16 protein-coding genes are annotated in these 16945 nt (G+C 27.3%); 5 read left to right on the top strand and 11 right to left on the bottom strand.

Translation table 11 applies throughout. The annotated features are described in order from the left end of the window. Positions 1–31: 31 nt before the first annotated feature. Together dnaN and dnaA are read right to left on the bottom strand one after the other, a co-directional pair. A complete protein-coding gene (dnaN, locus tag DU473_RS02015) occupies positions 32–1099 on the bottom strand; it encodes a DNA polymerase III subunit beta (protein ID WP_131163222.1) in 1068 nt (355 codons plus the stop codon). A 130-nt stretch (positions 1100–1229) separates the two neighbouring features. Next, entirely contained in the window at positions 1230–2552 is a 1323-nt protein-coding gene (gene dnaA / locus DU473_RS02020) for a chromosomal replication initiator protein DnaA (protein WP_131163221.1), read from the bottom strand. A 107-nt stretch (positions 2553–2659) separates the two neighbouring features. Between dnaA and ruvC the strand changes: the two genes are divergently transcribed. Next, on the top strand, positions 2660–3136 hold the full coding sequence (ruvC, locus tag DU473_RS02025) for a crossover junction endodeoxyribonuclease RuvC (protein ID WP_131163220.1): 477 nt from the start codon (positions 2660–2662) through the stop codon (positions 3134–3136). On the opposite strand, the gene DU473_RS02030 is transcribed toward ruvC, so the two are convergent. From DU473_RS02030 to DU473_RS02055, 7 genes are all read right to left on the bottom strand, one after another. After that, a complete protein-coding gene (locus DU473_RS02030; RefSeq protein ID WP_131163219.1) occupies positions 3133–4227 on the bottom strand; it encodes a DNA adenine methylase in 1095 nt (364 codons plus the stop codon). The genes ruvC and DU473_RS02030 overlap by 4 nt on opposite strands. A gap of 1 nt (position 4228) precedes the next feature. Beyond that, positions 4229–4834: an EcoRI family type II restriction endonuclease gene (locus tag DU473_RS02035; protein WP_316328896.1), complete on the bottom strand. Its 606-nt coding sequence runs from the start codon at positions 4832–4834 to the stop codon at positions 4229–4231. After that, on the bottom strand, positions 4794–4967 hold the full coding sequence (locus tag DU473_RS08395; RefSeq protein ID WP_262867655.1) for a hypothetical protein: 174 nt from the start codon (positions 4965–4967) through the stop codon (positions 4794–4796). Before DU473_RS08395 ends, DU473_RS02035 begins: the two co-directional genes overlap by 41 nt. Positions 4968–4978: 11 nt before the next feature. Further along, entirely contained in the window at positions 4979–5497 is a 519-nt protein-coding gene (gene infC / locus DU473_RS02040; protein ID WP_131163218.1) for a translation initiation factor IF-3, read from the bottom strand. Continuing rightward, positions 5494–7302, bottom strand: a complete 1809-nt coding sequence (gene thrS, locus DU473_RS02045; protein ID WP_131165630.1) for a threonine--tRNA ligase — start codon at positions 7300–7302, stop codon at positions 5494–5496. The genes infC and thrS overlap by 4 nt, the downstream gene beginning before the upstream one ends. A 100-nt stretch (positions 7303–7402) precedes the next feature. Next, a complete protein-coding gene (locus tag DU473_RS02050) occupies positions 7403–8200 on the bottom strand; it encodes an undecaprenyl-diphosphate phosphatase (RefSeq protein ID WP_131163216.1) in 798 nt (265 codons plus the stop codon). A 1-nt stretch (position 8201) separates the two neighbouring features. Continuing rightward, complete coding sequence (locus DU473_RS02055) at positions 8202–10193, bottom strand: OPT family oligopeptide transporter (protein WP_131163215.1); 1992 nt, start codon at positions 10191–10193, stop codon at positions 8202–8204. Between the two features lie 252 nt (positions 10194–10445). On the opposite strand from DU473_RS02055, the gene DU473_RS08230 reads away from it, so the two are divergent. After that, a complete protein-coding gene (locus DU473_RS08230) occupies positions 10446–10619 on the top strand; it encodes a hypothetical protein (RefSeq protein WP_166683053.1) in 174 nt (57 codons plus the stop codon). Positions 10620–10632: 13 nt separating this feature from the next. On the opposite strand, the gene DU473_RS02060 is transcribed toward DU473_RS08230, so the two are convergent. Continuing rightward, complete coding sequence (locus DU473_RS02060; RefSeq protein WP_131186438.1) at positions 10633–13002, bottom strand: ribonucleoside-diphosphate reductase subunit alpha; 2370 nt, start codon at positions 13000–13002, stop codon at positions 10633–10635. A 15-nt stretch (positions 13003–13017) separates the two neighbouring features. Continuing rightward, positions 13018–14346, bottom strand: coding sequence for an adenylosuccinate lyase (gene purB, locus DU473_RS02065; RefSeq protein WP_131163213.1), 1329 nt, complete (start codon positions 14344–14346; stop codon positions 13018–13020). Positions 14347–14423: 77 nt separating this feature from the next. Between purB and DU473_RS02070 the strand changes: the two genes are divergently transcribed. From DU473_RS02070 to DU473_RS02080, 3 genes are all read left to right on the top strand, one after another. Continuing rightward, on the top strand, positions 14424–15323 hold the full coding sequence (locus tag DU473_RS02070) for an RluA family pseudouridine synthase (RefSeq protein WP_131163212.1): 900 nt from the start codon (positions 14424–14426) through the stop codon (positions 15321–15323). Between the two features lie 366 nt (positions 15324–15689). Beyond that, positions 15690–16400 carry a glycosyltransferase family 9 protein gene (locus DU473_RS02075; RefSeq protein ID WP_131186439.1) on the top strand — a complete coding sequence of 237 codons (711 nt, stop codon included), beginning with the start codon at positions 15690–15692 and terminating at the stop codon, positions 16398–16400. Positions 16401–16518: 118 nt separating this feature from the next. Beyond that, a complete protein-coding gene (locus tag DU473_RS02080; RefSeq protein WP_131186440.1) occupies positions 16519–16944 on the top strand; it encodes a hypothetical protein in 426 nt (141 codons plus the stop codon). Position 16945 lies beyond the last annotated feature (1 nt).

Genomic DNA, 16945 nt, shown 5'->3' on the forward strand with positions numbered 1-16945 from the left:
TCCTTTTAAACTAAATTTATAATTTTTAAATTTATAAAATCATAGGCATAATAACCATTTCAAGTTTTCCTGAGCTCACAACAAAAGCTAAATTTGGTTCATTAATACTAATTTTAAATTCATTCTCTTCAATAGAAGATAGAAAGTCTAATAAATATTTAATTTTCACACTAAGAGCAAATTCTTCTTCTAAATTAAGTTCCATATCAAGTTCTGTTTTTGCTTCCATATTATCAAGACTGATTCCTTCAAATATGATTTTATTTCTTAAAAAATGGATCTTTAATTTTTCTGTTACTACACTGATTTTTTTTAGAGAATCTATAAAATCTTCAGTTTGTAAAATGATTTCTTGTTTAAATTGTTTTGGCACAACTTTTTCATAATCTGGGAATTTATCATTAATGAGTTTTGTAAAAAATTCAAAATTATCATTCTTAGCTATAAGCATATTTTCATCATAAAATATTTCGATTTTTTCATAAAAAAGTTTTTGCATCTCAGTGATTGCTTTTTTAGGAATGCAAATATGAAATTCTTGATCGTTATTTTTTTCTAAAGTATAAATGGCTAATCTTCTTGTGTCTGTTCCTACAAAATTGATTTTTTCAGTTTTTATATCTAAAAAAGCACCATTTAAAGAATACTTTGGGTTATTTGTATCTATACTTGGGAGAATTTTTTTAAGAGATCTGCTCAAATCACTAGAATCAATATCGAATTTATTTTTACCTTCTGTTTGTGGAAAATTTGGAAAATCTTCATGGTTAAACATTGGTAATTTATATTTTGTGCTTTTTTGTCTTATAAATAAAAAATTATCAATTGTTTCGAGTGTAACTTCCTCATTATTTAAATTTTTAATTACATCAACAATACTTTTTGCATTTGCTGTTGCAAATCCAGAAGATTCTATACGAATTTTTTTGATTTTATAATTTATTCCTATTTCAAAATCAGTTGCTTTGATTGTAAGTTTATCTTCATTAGCTTCAAAAAGCAAATGGGAGGTAATAGTACTAGAATCTTTTTTTTCTACATAGGCATTACATAAAATAATAGCAGATTCTAAAGTATTTTTATTTATACTCAGTTTCATTTTTTCTCCTTTTATAATTTAATTTCATAATAATAATAAGCATATTGAAAATGTGAAAAAGTATTTTAAAAATTTATTTTATCATAGTTTTTTCTTTTTTAATTTTTCATTTTTATTCACATTTTTTCACTTAACTTTGACTTTTTGTTAAAATTTTATTTTTAAGTTCTTCAATTTTATTTTTAAGTTCTAAATTTTCTAAAAAAAGCTCATTGATTTTTTTGATATTATGTGAAATTGCTGTGTGATCTTTCATTTCAAAAAACATTGCAAGTTGTGGCATAGACATAGTTGTAAGTTCTCTTGCTAGAAAAATTACAATGCGTCTTATAGTTACTATATTTTTTGTTTTTCTATTTGATTTTATATCACTTGGTTTTATATTAAATTCTTTACAAACAATATCAAGTATATCTTCTATAGTAATATTTTCTTTTTTCTCTTTGATATGATCTTTCATTAAACTTTTTGCTATATCTAGAGTTATTTCTTGATTAATGAGTCTTGAATAAGCATTAAGATTTGTAATCATACCTTCAATTTCTCTTATATTATCTCCCATAGAAGTTGCAATATAATTAATAACTTCATTGTTCAAATTTACTTCATTAAATTCACATTTTTTTCTTATGATGGTCATTTTTGTATCAAGTTCAGGTGGTGTAATATCAGCAATAATCCCATTTGCAAAACGACTTTTTAATCTTTCAGTAATACCTTTTAGCATATTTGGTGGATTATCTGAAGTCATAATGATTTGACCTAATTTATCTTTAATTTCATTAAAGGTGAAAAAAAATTCCTCTTGAATTTTGTCTGTTTTTCCTAAAAATTGTACATCATCAATAAGCAATACATCACAATTTCTATATTTTTCATGAAATTTCTCCATAGTTTTATTACTAAGATGAGAGGTAAAATCATTGACAAAATTTGCACTTGTGGCATAAATAACTTTTTTTCCGAGCTCTAAACAAGCATTTCCAACAGCTTGAAGTAAATGCGTTTTTCCAAGTCCAGTTGCCCCATAAATAAAAATAGGGTTATAAAGTTTTCCTAATTTATCTTTATTAGCTACAGCTTTACAGGTTGCATAAGCGTATTCATTTGAATCTCCTACCACAAAACTATCAAAAGTAAAAGAAGGATTTAATATAGTGCTTTGTGTTTTAATTTGCATTATATCTATTTTACTAGCTTTAGAATGGGTTTTTGTATTTTGTGTTTGGATAATCACTTTTGCTTTATTGCCAGTTTGCACTTCATAAAAATAAGAAATTTTTTGAGCGTATTTTGTTTGGGTAAATTTAGCTAGAAATTCGTTTGAAGCATTAAAAACTAAAAGGTCTGCTTTGCTTTGCTTTTCATTTAATCTAAGAGGTAAAATATAATTTTCATACTCATTTTCTGAAAGTTCTTTTTTTAAAAAATCAAGTATTTTATTTATATCCATTGAGCCCTATCTAGTATAAAATTTTTGAATTTTATCTTTAATTTTATAAAAAAAGGTTAAAATTATTCACATCTTTATAAAAGAATTTCACATTTTTAAGGTTTATTTTGAAAATTTTAGGAATTGATCCAGGAACTCGTTTTTGTGGATATGCTATTATAGAAAGTAATAAAAATAAAAATACTCTTATAGAAGCAGGACTGATAAAGATTAAGCCTTCAACGCTTCAATATCAAATTACAGAGCTTTGCGAAGGATTAGATTTGATTTTTAAAAATCATCAATTTGATGAGGTGGCTATAGAAGATATATTTTTTGCTTATAATCCAAAAACAGTTCTAAAACTTGCCCAATTTCGTGGAGCTTTGAGTTTAAAAATCTTACAAATTCATGGTGAATTTAAAGAATATACTCCTTTACAAATTAAAAAAGCGATAACAGGGAAAGCAAAAGCAACAAAAGAACAAGTTGCTTTTATGGTAAAAAGACTTTTAGGAATTTCAAAAGATATTAAACCTTTAGATATTACAGATGCTCTTGCCGTAGCTTTAACACATGGAGCAAATTTAAGAATGAAATATTAGTTTTTAACTAAAATATAAAGTTGTTCATGAACATAAATAGATCGATTTTTAAGATTTCTACTAGCTCTAAAGGTATTGTATTTTTGTTCCAATAAAAAGCATTTTCCAAGATTTTGTAAGCGTTTTAAAAAATTTTCTTTTTTTACAAAGCCTTCACAATTATAAGATAATAAAATAATTTTAGCTTTTAAATTATAAATTAAGTCAAATAAAGCATTTTCAGCATTTTTTTGACTATTATAAATACTACGATTCCAATCTTTTGGAATTCCACTTATATTTGAAATTTCTTTGGGTTCTTTATAGTTTGCAATTAAATTTAGCATAAAATAATTTGAACTATAAGGATGTTGATTATAAGGGGGATCAAGATAAATTACATCTATATTATCAAGTTCTTTTGCAAGTATATTTGCATCTTTTTGTATAACTTTAAATTCACAAAAAAAATTTGAAAAAATAGGCATTTTAAGTTCTATTTCGCCTTTTATACGTTTAAGAGCATTACCGGCTTCTCCTCCAAATTTTCCTATGCCATTTTTTCCTTTGTAAAAACCTTTAAAAACTCCACTTGTATTAGAATGAACACTTGCTTCGTAGATTAAAGGTGCTATAAAAAAATGTCTTAATTCTTCTGGAATTTCATTATCAATTTTTGCTCGCAAGGTATCAAGATACATTGCATTATTAATGGTATAAAAAACTCTCTCATCTTTTTGAATAAAATTTTCATCTTTTGGAGCATAAAGTTTACTAATAAAACCTTTTTGAAGTTCTAAATTTTGAGTTAAATTTTTATGATATTTTTTTATAAGTTCATTTAAATTTTTATTTTTATTGCTAAGATAGCATTTGTTAATAACTCTTGAATAATCTTCTAAATCATTAGCTATAATGAAATTTGAGTGTGCCTTTGCAAAACGACTAACGATACCTGAACCGCTAAAAATATCACAAAAGCTAAATTTATCTTTTTTTAATTCTTTTTTAGCAAAATTAAATCCTTGTTCTAAAAAGCCTAAAAGCGATCTTTTATTGCCAAGATAAGTAATGATTTGTTCTTTTAAAAAGTTAGGGTTTTCAGTAGTCATATTAAAAGATATAATACCTTAAAGATGTTTCAGCAATTTCTTTCATAATTTCAAACATTTCATTTACTTCCCATTTGTTTTCTCTAAAATACATACTAACAGGAGAAAAATAATTATGATCGCTATTGCCATCTGCTTTAAAAATATAAGTTTTATTTAGATAGTAAAATTCATTTAAAACATTTAATTTTGCTAAAACGGATTTTTCACTGCTTGCGAAATCACATCCCCAGCCAAAACATACAAAAGGAGTTATTTTTTCATGATTTAACATGGCTTTAATACCTGTTAAATTTTTTCCTAGTCTTTCTATAGCATTTCCAGTAGCTTGTTTGTCTTTACCTTCTTTTTTTCTAATATCATTGGTTCCTTGTCTTTTAGCTTCTGTAATCAATAGAACTTTTTTATAATTCTCATCATCTTTTTTTCTTAAAAATAATACTCCACCATCTGGTTTTATAGTATTATCTATAAAATTCATATCAAATTGAGCGCGAATTTTTGTTGATTTAATATTATTAATCATAAAAGAAATTTCTATTTTTTTCTCTATTTCAAAATAATATTTACCATCTATAAAATTTGCAACCCCCCCCCCCATATCCATTTGATGAAAATCTTTTTTCTAAATATTTTTTAGTTTTTTGCATAGCTAGGTCTATATTCAAATCATCTTTTTTTGAATGTAAATTCTTTGCTTTATGTTGATTTTTATTTTCTATTAAATTTTTTCTTGGCATTTAAAAAACCATTAAGATTTCTTTGGTGTTACAAGCATATTTACATAACGACCTTCAAAATTTGGCTCTTTGTCGCGATTGGCTACATTTTCTACCATAGTCCAAATTTTTTCAAGCAGAGCAATACCAGCTTCAGGACTTGACATCTCACGTCCTTTTAAAAATACACGAAATCTTACGTGTTTTCCTTGCGATAAAAACTCAAGAGCATGTTTAACTTTATAATTAATATCATTTTGAGCGATTTTTACTGAAAGTTTAATTTCTTTTATATCAATAATTTTTTGTTTTTTCTTTGCCTCTTTTTGTTTCTTTTCTTGTTGATAACGGAATTTTCCAAAATCCATTATTTTGCAAACAGGTGGATTTGCATCAGGAGCTATCATTACAAGATCAAGTCCTAAACGATTTGCTATCTCTAAAGCTTCATCACTACTAATTATCCCATAAACTTTTCCATCATCGCCTATACATCTTATTTCATCTGCTCTTATTTCATCATTGAGCAATATTTCTTTTTCTTTACTCAAAAATATACCTCACTTATCTTCTCCTTGATTAAATTAATAAATTCATTTAAGCTTAAATTTTTTTGCTCTTTTGCTCTTCTATCTCTTAGAGCAACGTTTCTTTTTGAGACTTCATCATCTCCTAAAACTAAAATCATTGGTAATTTTTGTTTTTCAGCGATGCGAATTTTTTTACTTAAACTTTCATTTTTTTCATAAATTTCACTATCAATACCTAATTCTAAAAGCATTTTATGAATTTCTTTAGCATAAGCTTTGTGATTGTCTGAAATTGGTATTATGCCTACTGCAGTTGGTGCAATAAAGAATGGGAATTCTCCCCCACAATGTTCGGTTAAAATTCCTATAAATCTTTCAAAAGATCCTAAAATTGCACGATGAAGCATTACGGGTTGTTTTTTCTCATTTTCGTGATTTGTATATTCTAATTTAAAACGATTAGGTAGATTAAAATCTACTTGTATAGTTCCGCATTGCCATTTTCTTTTTAGGGCATCAGTGATTTTAATATCAATTTTTGGACCATAAAATGCTCCACCACCTTCATCAATATTGTATTTTAAATTTTGCTCATCTAAAGCTTCTTTTAAAGCTTTTGTTGCAATTTCCCAAATTTCATCATCACCGATAGCTTTTTCAGGTTTAGTTGAAATTTCCATTTCATAGGAAAAATTAAAGAGCTGCATTAACTTATCAACAAAATTTAAAATTTCAAGTACTTGTTCTTTGATTTGACTTGGCATACAAAAAATATGAGCATCATCTTGAGTGAATTCTCTAACTCTTAATAATCCATGCAAAACACCACTTTTTTCATGACGATGCACAACGCCGTATTCAAAAAATTTTAAAGGTAAATCTCTATAGCTTCTAACTTCACTTTGATAAACTTTAATATGTCCTACACAATTCATAGGTTTTATGCCATATTCTTGTTCATCAATTTGAGTAAAATACATATTTTCTTTGTAATTATCATAATGTCCGCTAATTTTCCAAGCGTCTGCTTTTAAAAGTTCAGGGCCGCGTACAGGCTCATATCCCCTTAAACGGTGAGCTTTATAAAGCATTTGCTCTAATTTACTTCTAAGTCTTGCTCCATTGCTAAGCCAAATAGGCAATCCCCCGCCTATTTCATCATCAAAAGTAAAAAGTTTAAGTTCACTTCCTAATTTTCTATGATCTCTTTTTTTAGCCTCTTCTATAATATGCAAGTATTCTTTTAAACTTTCTTTGTCTGCAAAAGCGGTTCCATAAATGCGTGTTAGCATTTCTTTTTTTTCATCGCCACCTAAGTAAGCTCCTGCAATTCTTGTCAGTTTGAAGAATTTAAGAAATTTAGTATTTGGTAGGTGAGGACCACGACATAGATCTTCAAATTCACCTTGTTTATAAATACTTACAACTTCATTTGGAATTTTTGATAAAACCTCTTGTTTAAGATCATCATCTTTAAATTTAGTCAAAGCTTCGTTTTTTGAAATTTCATACTTTGTAATATCTAGCTTTAAATTTGCTAGTTCTTTCATTTTATCTTCTATTTTTATCAAATCTTCTTCGCTAATCTTATTTTCCACACGAAAATCATAATAAAAACCATCTTCTATTACAGGACCTACGAAAAATTTAGCTTCAGGATATAAATTTTTAATTGCTTGAGCCATTAAATGGGCACAAGAATGACGAATTACTTCTAAACTTTCATGAGAATTATCAAAATATATAGCTTGTAAATCTTTGCAATCTGCACTTTGTGTATCAATAATTTTATCCTGTTTTAAAAAAGCGATGATTTCTTTTTCCATTTACTACCTTTGCTTACTTACTCTGTAAGTTTTGATTAAAAACTTAATTTTAACTTTATAAAGCTTAATATTTTTTAAAATTAAGTTTATTTTTAAAAAATTAGAAATGGCTTTGAGCATCTAAAATTCCAAAATAATATAAATATAAAAATATAAGCCCTAAAAAAATTCTATAAATTCCAAAAGGAATAAAACTAAATTTTGAAATAAATTTTAAAAAAACTTTTATAACAAAAATAGCAACAAAAAATGCTGTTATAAATCCTATAGCTAAAGGAATTAAAGTTTCATTAGTATTAAGAATATAAGGCTCTTTATAAATACTATAAGCTGTGGCTATGATCATAGTAGGAATTGCAAGCAAAAAGCTAAATTCAGCTGCAACTTTACGATTAAACCCTAATAAAAGTCCTCCGATAATACTTGCTCCACTTCTTGAAGTTCCAGGAATCATAGCTAAAGATTGAAAAAGTCCAATGCAAAAGGCTTGTTTGAAAGATATTTCATCTAAAGAATTAATTTGATAATTTTTATTTTTATGTAATCTTTCTATAATAATAAATACTATACCTCCAAATATCAGCATTATTACAACTACATACCCATTAAATAAAAGATCTAAATGTTTGGCAAGAAAAAAACCAATAGCTCCAGTAGGAAAAAATCCTATGGCAAGCTTAGACCATAATTTAATATTTTGAAAAAGTTTATTCCAAAATACAAATAAAACAGCAAGGATAGAACCAAGTTGAATTATAATTAAGAAACTTCTTAAAAATTCACTTTGTTCTATTCCTAAAATAGTTGTCCCTAAAATCATATGTCCTGTTGAAGATATAGGTAAAAATTCAGTTAAACCTTCTATAACTCCAAGTATTAAAGCGTGAAAATTTTCCATCTTAGTCTTTTTTTACTATGCGTTTTACAAAATACAACATAACAGCTATAAAAACAATTGATGCTAAAATTCCATTATCTGTAAAACCTAAATTCAAAGCTAAAGGATTCTCGCTTCCTTGATTGCTTACAGAAAAAACGGTAATGCCTGCTATGATAACTCCAAAAATACTTTCTCCAACTATAAGTCCTGAAGCAAACAAAATACCTTTTTGCTCACATTTTGCAATTTTTTCTTCTTTATGAGAATTGTGTGCATATTTCTTTTTAAGATATTTCATTACATAATAATTTAAAATCCCCCCTACTATAAGAGGTATAATTGCTTCTGGGGGTAAATAAATACCTATACCTACGGCTAAAGGAGGTAAAGATTTTTGATATTTTTTTAAAATTTTATCAATAATTATAATAGCAATTCCAATTAAAGCTCCAAATATAATGTAATTCCATGCTATATTGTGATTAAAAATTCCTTGGGCTATTGTGCTCATCAAATTAGCTTGAGGGGCAGCTAAAGCAGCTGAAATATCCATGTCAGGTCTTGGCATAGCACCTTTAAATCCATAAGCTTGGTATAATAAATTTAATACAGGAACTATAGCTAAAGCTCCAAATATACAACCTATAAGTAAAGAAACTTGTTGTTTCCAAGGAGTAGCTCCAACTAAATGACCGGTTTTTAAATCTTGTAAATTATCATTTGATATAGCAGCTGTTGCTAAAATTGCACTAGTTGTAAAAATCGCTAAAGCAATAGCAAATTTAGACAAGGATTCATCAGCAAAAATTTTCTCTTGCGATCCTAAAAATAAAATAACTAAAGAAGAAACAATTATACCTATAAGTCCAATTCCTGAAATAGGGCTAGATGAAGATCCTACGAGTCCTGCCATATATCCACAAGCTGCTGCAACAAAAAAACCGATAAAAATTGCAATTAAAGTTCCAGATACAGCAAAAATAATGTGATTTGAAAGACTTAAATTTGCATCGGTTACAAAATTATAAAAAGCAATAAAAAGTCCTATGGACATAAGGATAAATAAAAGAAAAATACTTTTTAAAGAAAGGTCTGTATCTTTAGGATCAAGATTTTGTTTATCAGAAATTTTTGTATTTTTAATGATTTCTTTCAATCCTTTTATAACAGGGTCTAAAAGCTCTATTAATGTCCAAAGTGCAGCTATTGCTATGGCACCTGTTCCTATAAGTCTTACTTTTGCTGACCAAACGCTTGTAGCTAATTCTGTTGCATTTTTAGTACTATCAAAATCTAAATTTGAAAGATAAGGAGTAAAAACTCCCCAAGCTAAAAACATTCCTAAAAAAAGTGCCAAAGCTCCTGCTAGTCCTACAAGATATCCAGCTCCTAAAAGTGCTAAAGAATAACCAGTAGAAAAACCAAAAGCCATTTTATTCCATATAAATGAAAAATTACTTTCAGTAGCTAATATTTTAAAACCGCTACTTAGTAGACTAATAAAAGCTGCAATGAAAGATCCAGAAATTATTTCTTTGATACCATTTTTACTTTTTTTATTGCTTTGATCTTGGTTAACTACTTTTAAAATTTCAGCTGCTGCTCTTCCTTCAGGGTATACAAGTTTACTTTTGGTTACCATAGCTCTTCTTAGGGGTATAGTAAATAAAACTCCTAAACCTCCTCCGCAAAGACAAATTAAAAAGGTTTGCCAAAGTGGAAATTCGGTCCAATAACCACACATAAAAAGTCCTGGTATGACAAATATAACAGAAGATAAAGTTCCAGCTGCTGAAGCTTGGGTTTGAACCATATTATTTTCTAAAATATTTGAATTTCTAAAAAAGCTTAATACTGCCATAGATATTACTACAGCAGGAATTGAGGATGAAAAAGTAAGTCCTACTTTAAGACCTAAATAAACATTCGAAGCTGTAAAAATAATGGTTAAAATACTCCCTAAAAGCATTCCTCTAAAAGTTAGTTCTGTAAGTGAGTTATTTTTATACATTTCTTATCTCATTATTTAATTGTATAGGCTTTATCATTATTTATCCTTTATTAGTTTTAAAAATAATAAAGATACAAAAAAAAAGCTTAGATCTTTTTAAAATGTATGTTAACTCTTGAATAAATGGCAAATAAATCAAATACTAATATGTTTCATTTAGTAACTACTATAAAAGTTTAAATAATTAAAACTATACAAATTACAAAAATTAATTTTATAATTGAGTAACATCATACAAAAAGGAGTATCAAAATGAAATTTTTAGTTTCTTTTTTAATTTTATCAAGTATTTTTGTATTTAGTGCTTTTGCCGATCAAAACATGGAGGATGTTAAAGGAAAAATTAGAATAAGTTGTAATTATCCTACACAAGATATTAACGATGCTATGCAAGATTTTAATACAACTTGTCCATCAGAACAATAATGGCTTTTTGCCATTATTGGCAACCCTCGCATTCTATGCTTCTATCTGCAACATTAACTTTTTCGCTATCAGGGCTTTCGCTTCTTAGATAATAGGTTGATTTAATTCCTAGTTCCCATGCTAGTTGATAAATTTCGTTAAGATATCCACCGCTTGCCTTATCAAGTGATAAGAATATATTAAGACTTTGTCCTTGATCTATCCATTTTCCACGTATAGCAGCAGCCTTAACTAGAATTTTTTGATCAAGTTCATAAGCAGGAGTATAGTATTGCCAAGTTTCTAAATTTAAATTTGGAACAACTACAGGTATCATTCCGCTTAAATTTTGTTCAAACCATTTTCTCTTATACACAGGTTCTATAGTTTGTGTTGTTCCTACTAAAATAGAAATTGAGGAGGTGGGTGCAATAGCCATTAAATACCCATTTCGCATACCATCTTTTTTAACTTTTTCTCTTAATTTATCCCAATCACATACGCTTTGATCAAATAATCCTTCTTTTAGTGTTAAGGCTTTGGCTTTAGGGCTTGCTAGATCTATTGGAAAAATTCCTTTACTCCAGTTTGATCCTTCAAATTCTGAATAAGTTCCTTTTTCTATAGCTAAATTTGAACTTGTATTTATTGCTTCATAGCTAATTTGTTCCATTATTTCATCGATTTTGTTAAAATGTTCATCACTTCCCCAATAAATTTTGGCTTCTGCAAGCATTTGAGCTTCTCCCATTACGCCAAGTCCTATAGCACGAGATTTTAAATTCGTATCTTTTACTTTTCTATGTGGATAAAAATTAAGATCGATCACATTATCAAGCATTCTTATAGCAGTTGGAACAACTCGTTTTATATCTTCTTGAGTATAAACTTTACTTAAATTTATACTTGCTAGATTGCAAACTGCTGTTTTTCCATCATTTTTAAATTTTTCAACTATATAAACTTTATTGCCGTCTATGCTATCTAAAGTGCTTATTTTTTTAGCTGGTTTTTGATAGTTTCCATTAACAGTGATTATTTCTTCTTCATGGAAGTATTTTTCTTCGCCATTTTCAAAGACAACCTTGATTTGATAATAGTTTGGTTCAGTGTTTTGAAAGATTTCTGTGCATAAATTTGAACTTCTAATAATACCTGAATGAGCATTTGGATTAGCTTTGTTAGCATTATCTTTAAAACATAGAAAAGGCATACCAGTTTCAAAATAATTAAGTAATATTTTTTTCCAAAGTTCTTTTGCTTCTATGATTTCTTTGACAATGCTTTCATCTTTTTCATATTCTTCATATCTTTTTTCAAATTCTTCTCCATATAAATCACACAAATCAGCAGTATCAGCAGGATCAAAGAGGGTCCATTTATCATTAGCTCTAACTCTTTTCATAAAAAGATCATTAATCCATAATGCAGGAAAGAGTTCGTGAGCTCTTCTTCTTTCTTCGCCTGAATTTTTACGCAAATCGATAAAATCGCTTATATCCATATGCCAAGGTTCTATATAAACAGCAATAGCGCCTTTTCTAGTTCCTAGTTGATCAACTGCAACTGCTATATCGTTAGTAATCTTTAAAAAAGGTATAATACCTCCTGCTGCATTTTTATGACCATCAATGCTTCCACCCATAGCACGAACTTTAGACCAATCCCAGCCTATACCACCTCCGAATTTAGAAAGCAAAGCCATTTCTTGATAGCTATCAAAAATACCTTCTATATTATCAGGTGTGCTTCCTATATAACAAGAGCTTAATTGATGGCGTGTAGTTCTAGCATTAGATAGTGTTGGAGTGGCTAACATTACTTCAAATTTAGAGATGAGGTCATAGAATTTTTTTGCCCATTCTGTAGGATTAAACTCATTTTGAGCCAAAAACATTGCAATAGCCATAAACATTTGTTGAGGTAGTTCTATAGGCATACCTTTGCTATCTTTTATCAAATATCTATCGTATAAAGTTTTAATACCAAGATAGGTAAATTGCATATCCCTTTCAGGTTTTATATAAGCGTTTAGATCATCAAGATCATATTTTTCTTTAAGGCCTAGTAGGATTCTTCCTTCTTTTTCTCCTTTTTCAAGATATTCTCTTAGATGATTGTAACGGTTCATACCATTTACTTTTTTGTAAAGATCAAATAAAAAAAGTCTAGCCGCAACAAAAGTCCAATTAGGACAATCAATATCTATCTTATCCACTGCTGTTTTAATTAAAGTTTTTTGTATCTCTTCTGTGGTTATTCCATCTCTAAATTGAATTTTTGCATCAAGCTCTAATTCGCTTAGATTTACTCCCTCTAAATTTTTAACAGCATCAGAAGTGCATTTTTTGATTTTTGAAATATCTAATTCTTCAGTACGTCCATTTCTTTTAATAACTTTCATAATTAACCTTTAGAATTATTTAAATGTTCTTGCAAAAATTGCATCAATATTTTTTGTGTAATAAGAATAATCAAAACATTTTCTAACATCTTCTTCTTTAAGTTTTGATCTTAAATCCTCATCATTTAAAAGAGCAATTAAAAATAAACTTTCATTTTTTTCATTTAGGGCAGATTTTCCATCTTGTAAATCATTCCAAACTTTCATAGCATTTCTTTGAACGATTTTATAAGCTTCTTCACGACTTAAACCTTTAAGTGGAAGCTCTAAAAGAACTCTTCCTGAAAAAACTAATCCACCTGTAAGATTTAAATTTTTCATCATATTTTTAGGGTAGACTAAAAGATTATCAATCAAATTTTTTAGTCTATTTAGCATAAAATCAGCAGTAATAAAAGCATCAGGTAGGATAAATCTTTCTACACTTGAATGGCTTATATCTCTTTCATGCCAAAGAGCAACATTTTCTAAAGCTGGTGTTACAAAGGATCTTAAAATTCTGCAAAGTCCTGTTATATTTTCACTTAAAACAGGATTTCTTTTATGTGGCATTGCTGAGCTTCCTTTTTGCCCTTGTGAAAAATATTCTTCAGCTTCATAAACTTCTGTTCTTTGAAAATGTCTAATTGCTACAGCAATTTGTTCGCAACTTGAAGCTAATATAGCTATGGCAGAAATTACTTGTGCGTAACGATCTCTTTGAATGATTTGATTTGATACAGGAGCTGGTTTTAAATTTAAAATTTTACAAACTTCTTCTTCAAATTCTAAAGGAGCATGAGCAAAATTCCCCATGGCCCCACTGATTTTTCCATAGCTAATTACCTCTTTTGCATGAAGTAAAAGTTCTTTTGCATTTTTTATTTCATCATACCAAATTGCCATTACCAAACCAAAAGTGATAGGTTCACCATGAATTCCATGACTTCTTCCTACCATTAAGGTATTTTTGTGTTCTAAGGCACGTTTTTTAATTACATCTAAAAGTTGTTCTATATCTTCTAAAATTAATTCTAAACTTTCTTTTATTTGTAAGGCTACAGCAGTATCAATACAATCAGAACTTGTCATTGCATAATGCAAAAAACGACCTTCTTCTCCTAAATTTTCACTAACATTTGTAAGAAAAGCTATGACATCGTGTTTGGTAGTCTTTTCAATTTCGTCAATTCTATTGATGTCAAATTTGGCATTTTCTAAAATTTTTTTACAATCTGCATCATTTATAATTCCAAGCTTATTCCAAGCTTTAACTGCGGCTAATTCTACTTTAAGCCAAGCATCATATTTGGCTTTTAAGTCCCATTTTTTAGCCATTATTTCCCTGCTATATCTTTGAACCATTTTAAACCTTTTTTGGTTATAATTTTTTTAATGAGAAAATGTAATTCTATCTCAAAAAATTTACAAAAAGGTTAAAGTTGCCTTATACGAAAATTAAGCTATCAAATAATGGAAAAAAGGCGTTTCAAGTCCTTATGGAAAACTTAAAAATTTCTATAAATGAGGCTCAAAAACTTATAGATAAAAAAAGACTTTTTTGTGATGGAAATTTAGTTACACAAAAAAATCAAATTTTAAAAGGCATTATAGAATTGATTGTTTATGAAAACAATCCAAAAGGAGTTGAAATTGTCTTTGAAAATGAAGATTTTTCTGTGATTGAAAAGCCAAGTGGAGTATTATCTCATCCCAATGGAAGAAATTGTGAATATAGTCTTTGTGATGAAATTTGGCATATTTGGGGAAAAGAGGCTTGTGTGGCTCACAGGCTTGATAAAGAAACAAGCGGACTTATACTTGTAGCAAAACATAAAAATTCTCAAATTGATTTTAAAACTATGTTTGAAAAAAAAGAAATTCAAAAAGAATATTTGGCTTTAGTCCAAGGAAAGATAAATGAGAATTTTAGTGTAAATGTAAGAATGGATTTAGTTAAAGATTATGACGATATAAAAACAAGAATGTGTATTTGTGAAAAAGGAAAAAATTCTTTCACTGAATTTGAAATTTTAGAATTTTATCCAGAATTTAATGCCACACTTTTGCTTTGTAAGCCTTTTACGGGAAGACAGCATCAAATAAGACTTCATTTGTTTCATGTGAAACATAAAATTTTAGGAGATCCTTTATATGGCTTAAATAAAGAGCAAATTGAAAGAATTTTAGATAAAAAAATGGAAGAAAAAGAAAGGATAGAATTTTGTGGAGCAAAGCGTTTGCTTTTACATTCTTATCGTTTGAAATTCAAATACAAAAATAAATTTTTTGATATAATCTCCAAAAAAAATATAAAAAAAGAATTCTTAAATTTCTTATGATTAAAACTCATAAGAAATTATATTTTAATAATTAAGGAGTTAAAATGAAAAATAAACTAACAACGGGGGGGGGTAATAGGATTTTTTTGTCCTTATGGCATAGGAGATAGTTTAATTTCTTTAAAAGCTTTATATGCAATAAAACATATTTATAGGGCAGAAATAGTTTTTTTTGGAAAAAGTAATTTAAAAGATTTAATATCTTGTTTTGATTTTATTGATAAATTTGAAGAAATTCCTTCATTAACTTCTAGTGAAAATCCTATCATAAAAGAGAAAATTAATAAGTATAATTTAGATTTTATTATTTCTTTTCATGCTAAAACTTTTGTACTTAAATTTTTGATAAATACTAATGCTAAAAAAGTGATTACTAGAAATCGTCCTATTTCTATTTTTTCTTTAAAATGCAAATGTGTCTTTGTTTCTTTTATTAAAAGATTTTATAAAAATAGAAACGATGAATTTAAAATGCTTTATTATGCAAGAAAAATAAATCCTAAATTATTTGATAAAGAAATTAAAAATTTAAATTTTGATATAAAAATTAAAACAAATATTTATAATAAAAATATCATAAATAATTTTTTAGATCAAAATAATATAAAAGATAAAAATTTAATACTTCTTAACCCTTTTTCTATTTCAGCTTTTTATACTTTAAAATTGGTAGATTATTTAAAGCTTTGTCAAGAAATTGTTTCTAAATTTAGTGATGTTTGCATAATTATACCAAGTTATGAGACTGTGCATAAAGATTTTATACAAGAATTTAATATGTTTTTTAAACAAAAACCACAAAAAATTTATATTTTTAAAAACGATGACAATATTTTAAATATTTGCGAGCTTATCAAAAGAACAAAATGTGTTATATCTCCTAGTACAGGGGTGATTCATCTTGCTTCAAATTTGGAAAAATCAAGCATAGGTTTATTTAGTGAAAAAGATATAATTTTTTGGGAAACTTTTAACAAGGATTATGTTTTGCTAAATAAAACTAAAGAAGAATTGAGTACATATGATATTTTAGAGATTATAAACGAAATACTTTTAAAATTAAAAAGATATTTATAAGTCTTAGATTTAAAATAATAATAAATTAAATTTCTAAGGTTTTGAAATTTAATTCTATTGCGATTTTATAGGTTTTAAGCTAAAATTTTTAGCTTGAGTTATCTTAAAAGGAGTGATAATGAAAAAGATTGAAACAGGGGGGGGGGTATCACTTAAAATAGGCTATTATTGTCCTGATGCCTTAGGTGATATGATAGCAAGTTTAGATATGCTTTATGCATTAAAATATATCTATAACGCAAAAATTATTGTTTTTGCAAGAAATAACACTTTGTCTCTTTTAAAGAGTTTGGAATTTATTGATTATATTGAAATTTTAGAAAATCCTATAAAACAAGAAAATTTAGAAAAAATTAATCAATATATTTTAGATTATATTATTTCATATAAGGCAAATACTTTTTTAATTGATCTTTTTATTAAAAGTAATGCTAAAAAAGTTATCACAAGACTCAAAATCAGAAGCTTTTTTTCTATAAAATGCAAAACACTTTGGATAAAACTTCTTAAACGTCTTTATAATAAAAAAAACAGAAAGAGATAGG

The sequence above is a fragment of the Campylobacter novaezeelandiae genome (assembly GCF_004323845.1).
Lineage (GTDB): Bacteria > Campylobacterota > Campylobacteria > Campylobacterales > Campylobacteraceae > Campylobacter_D > Campylobacter_D novaezeelandiae.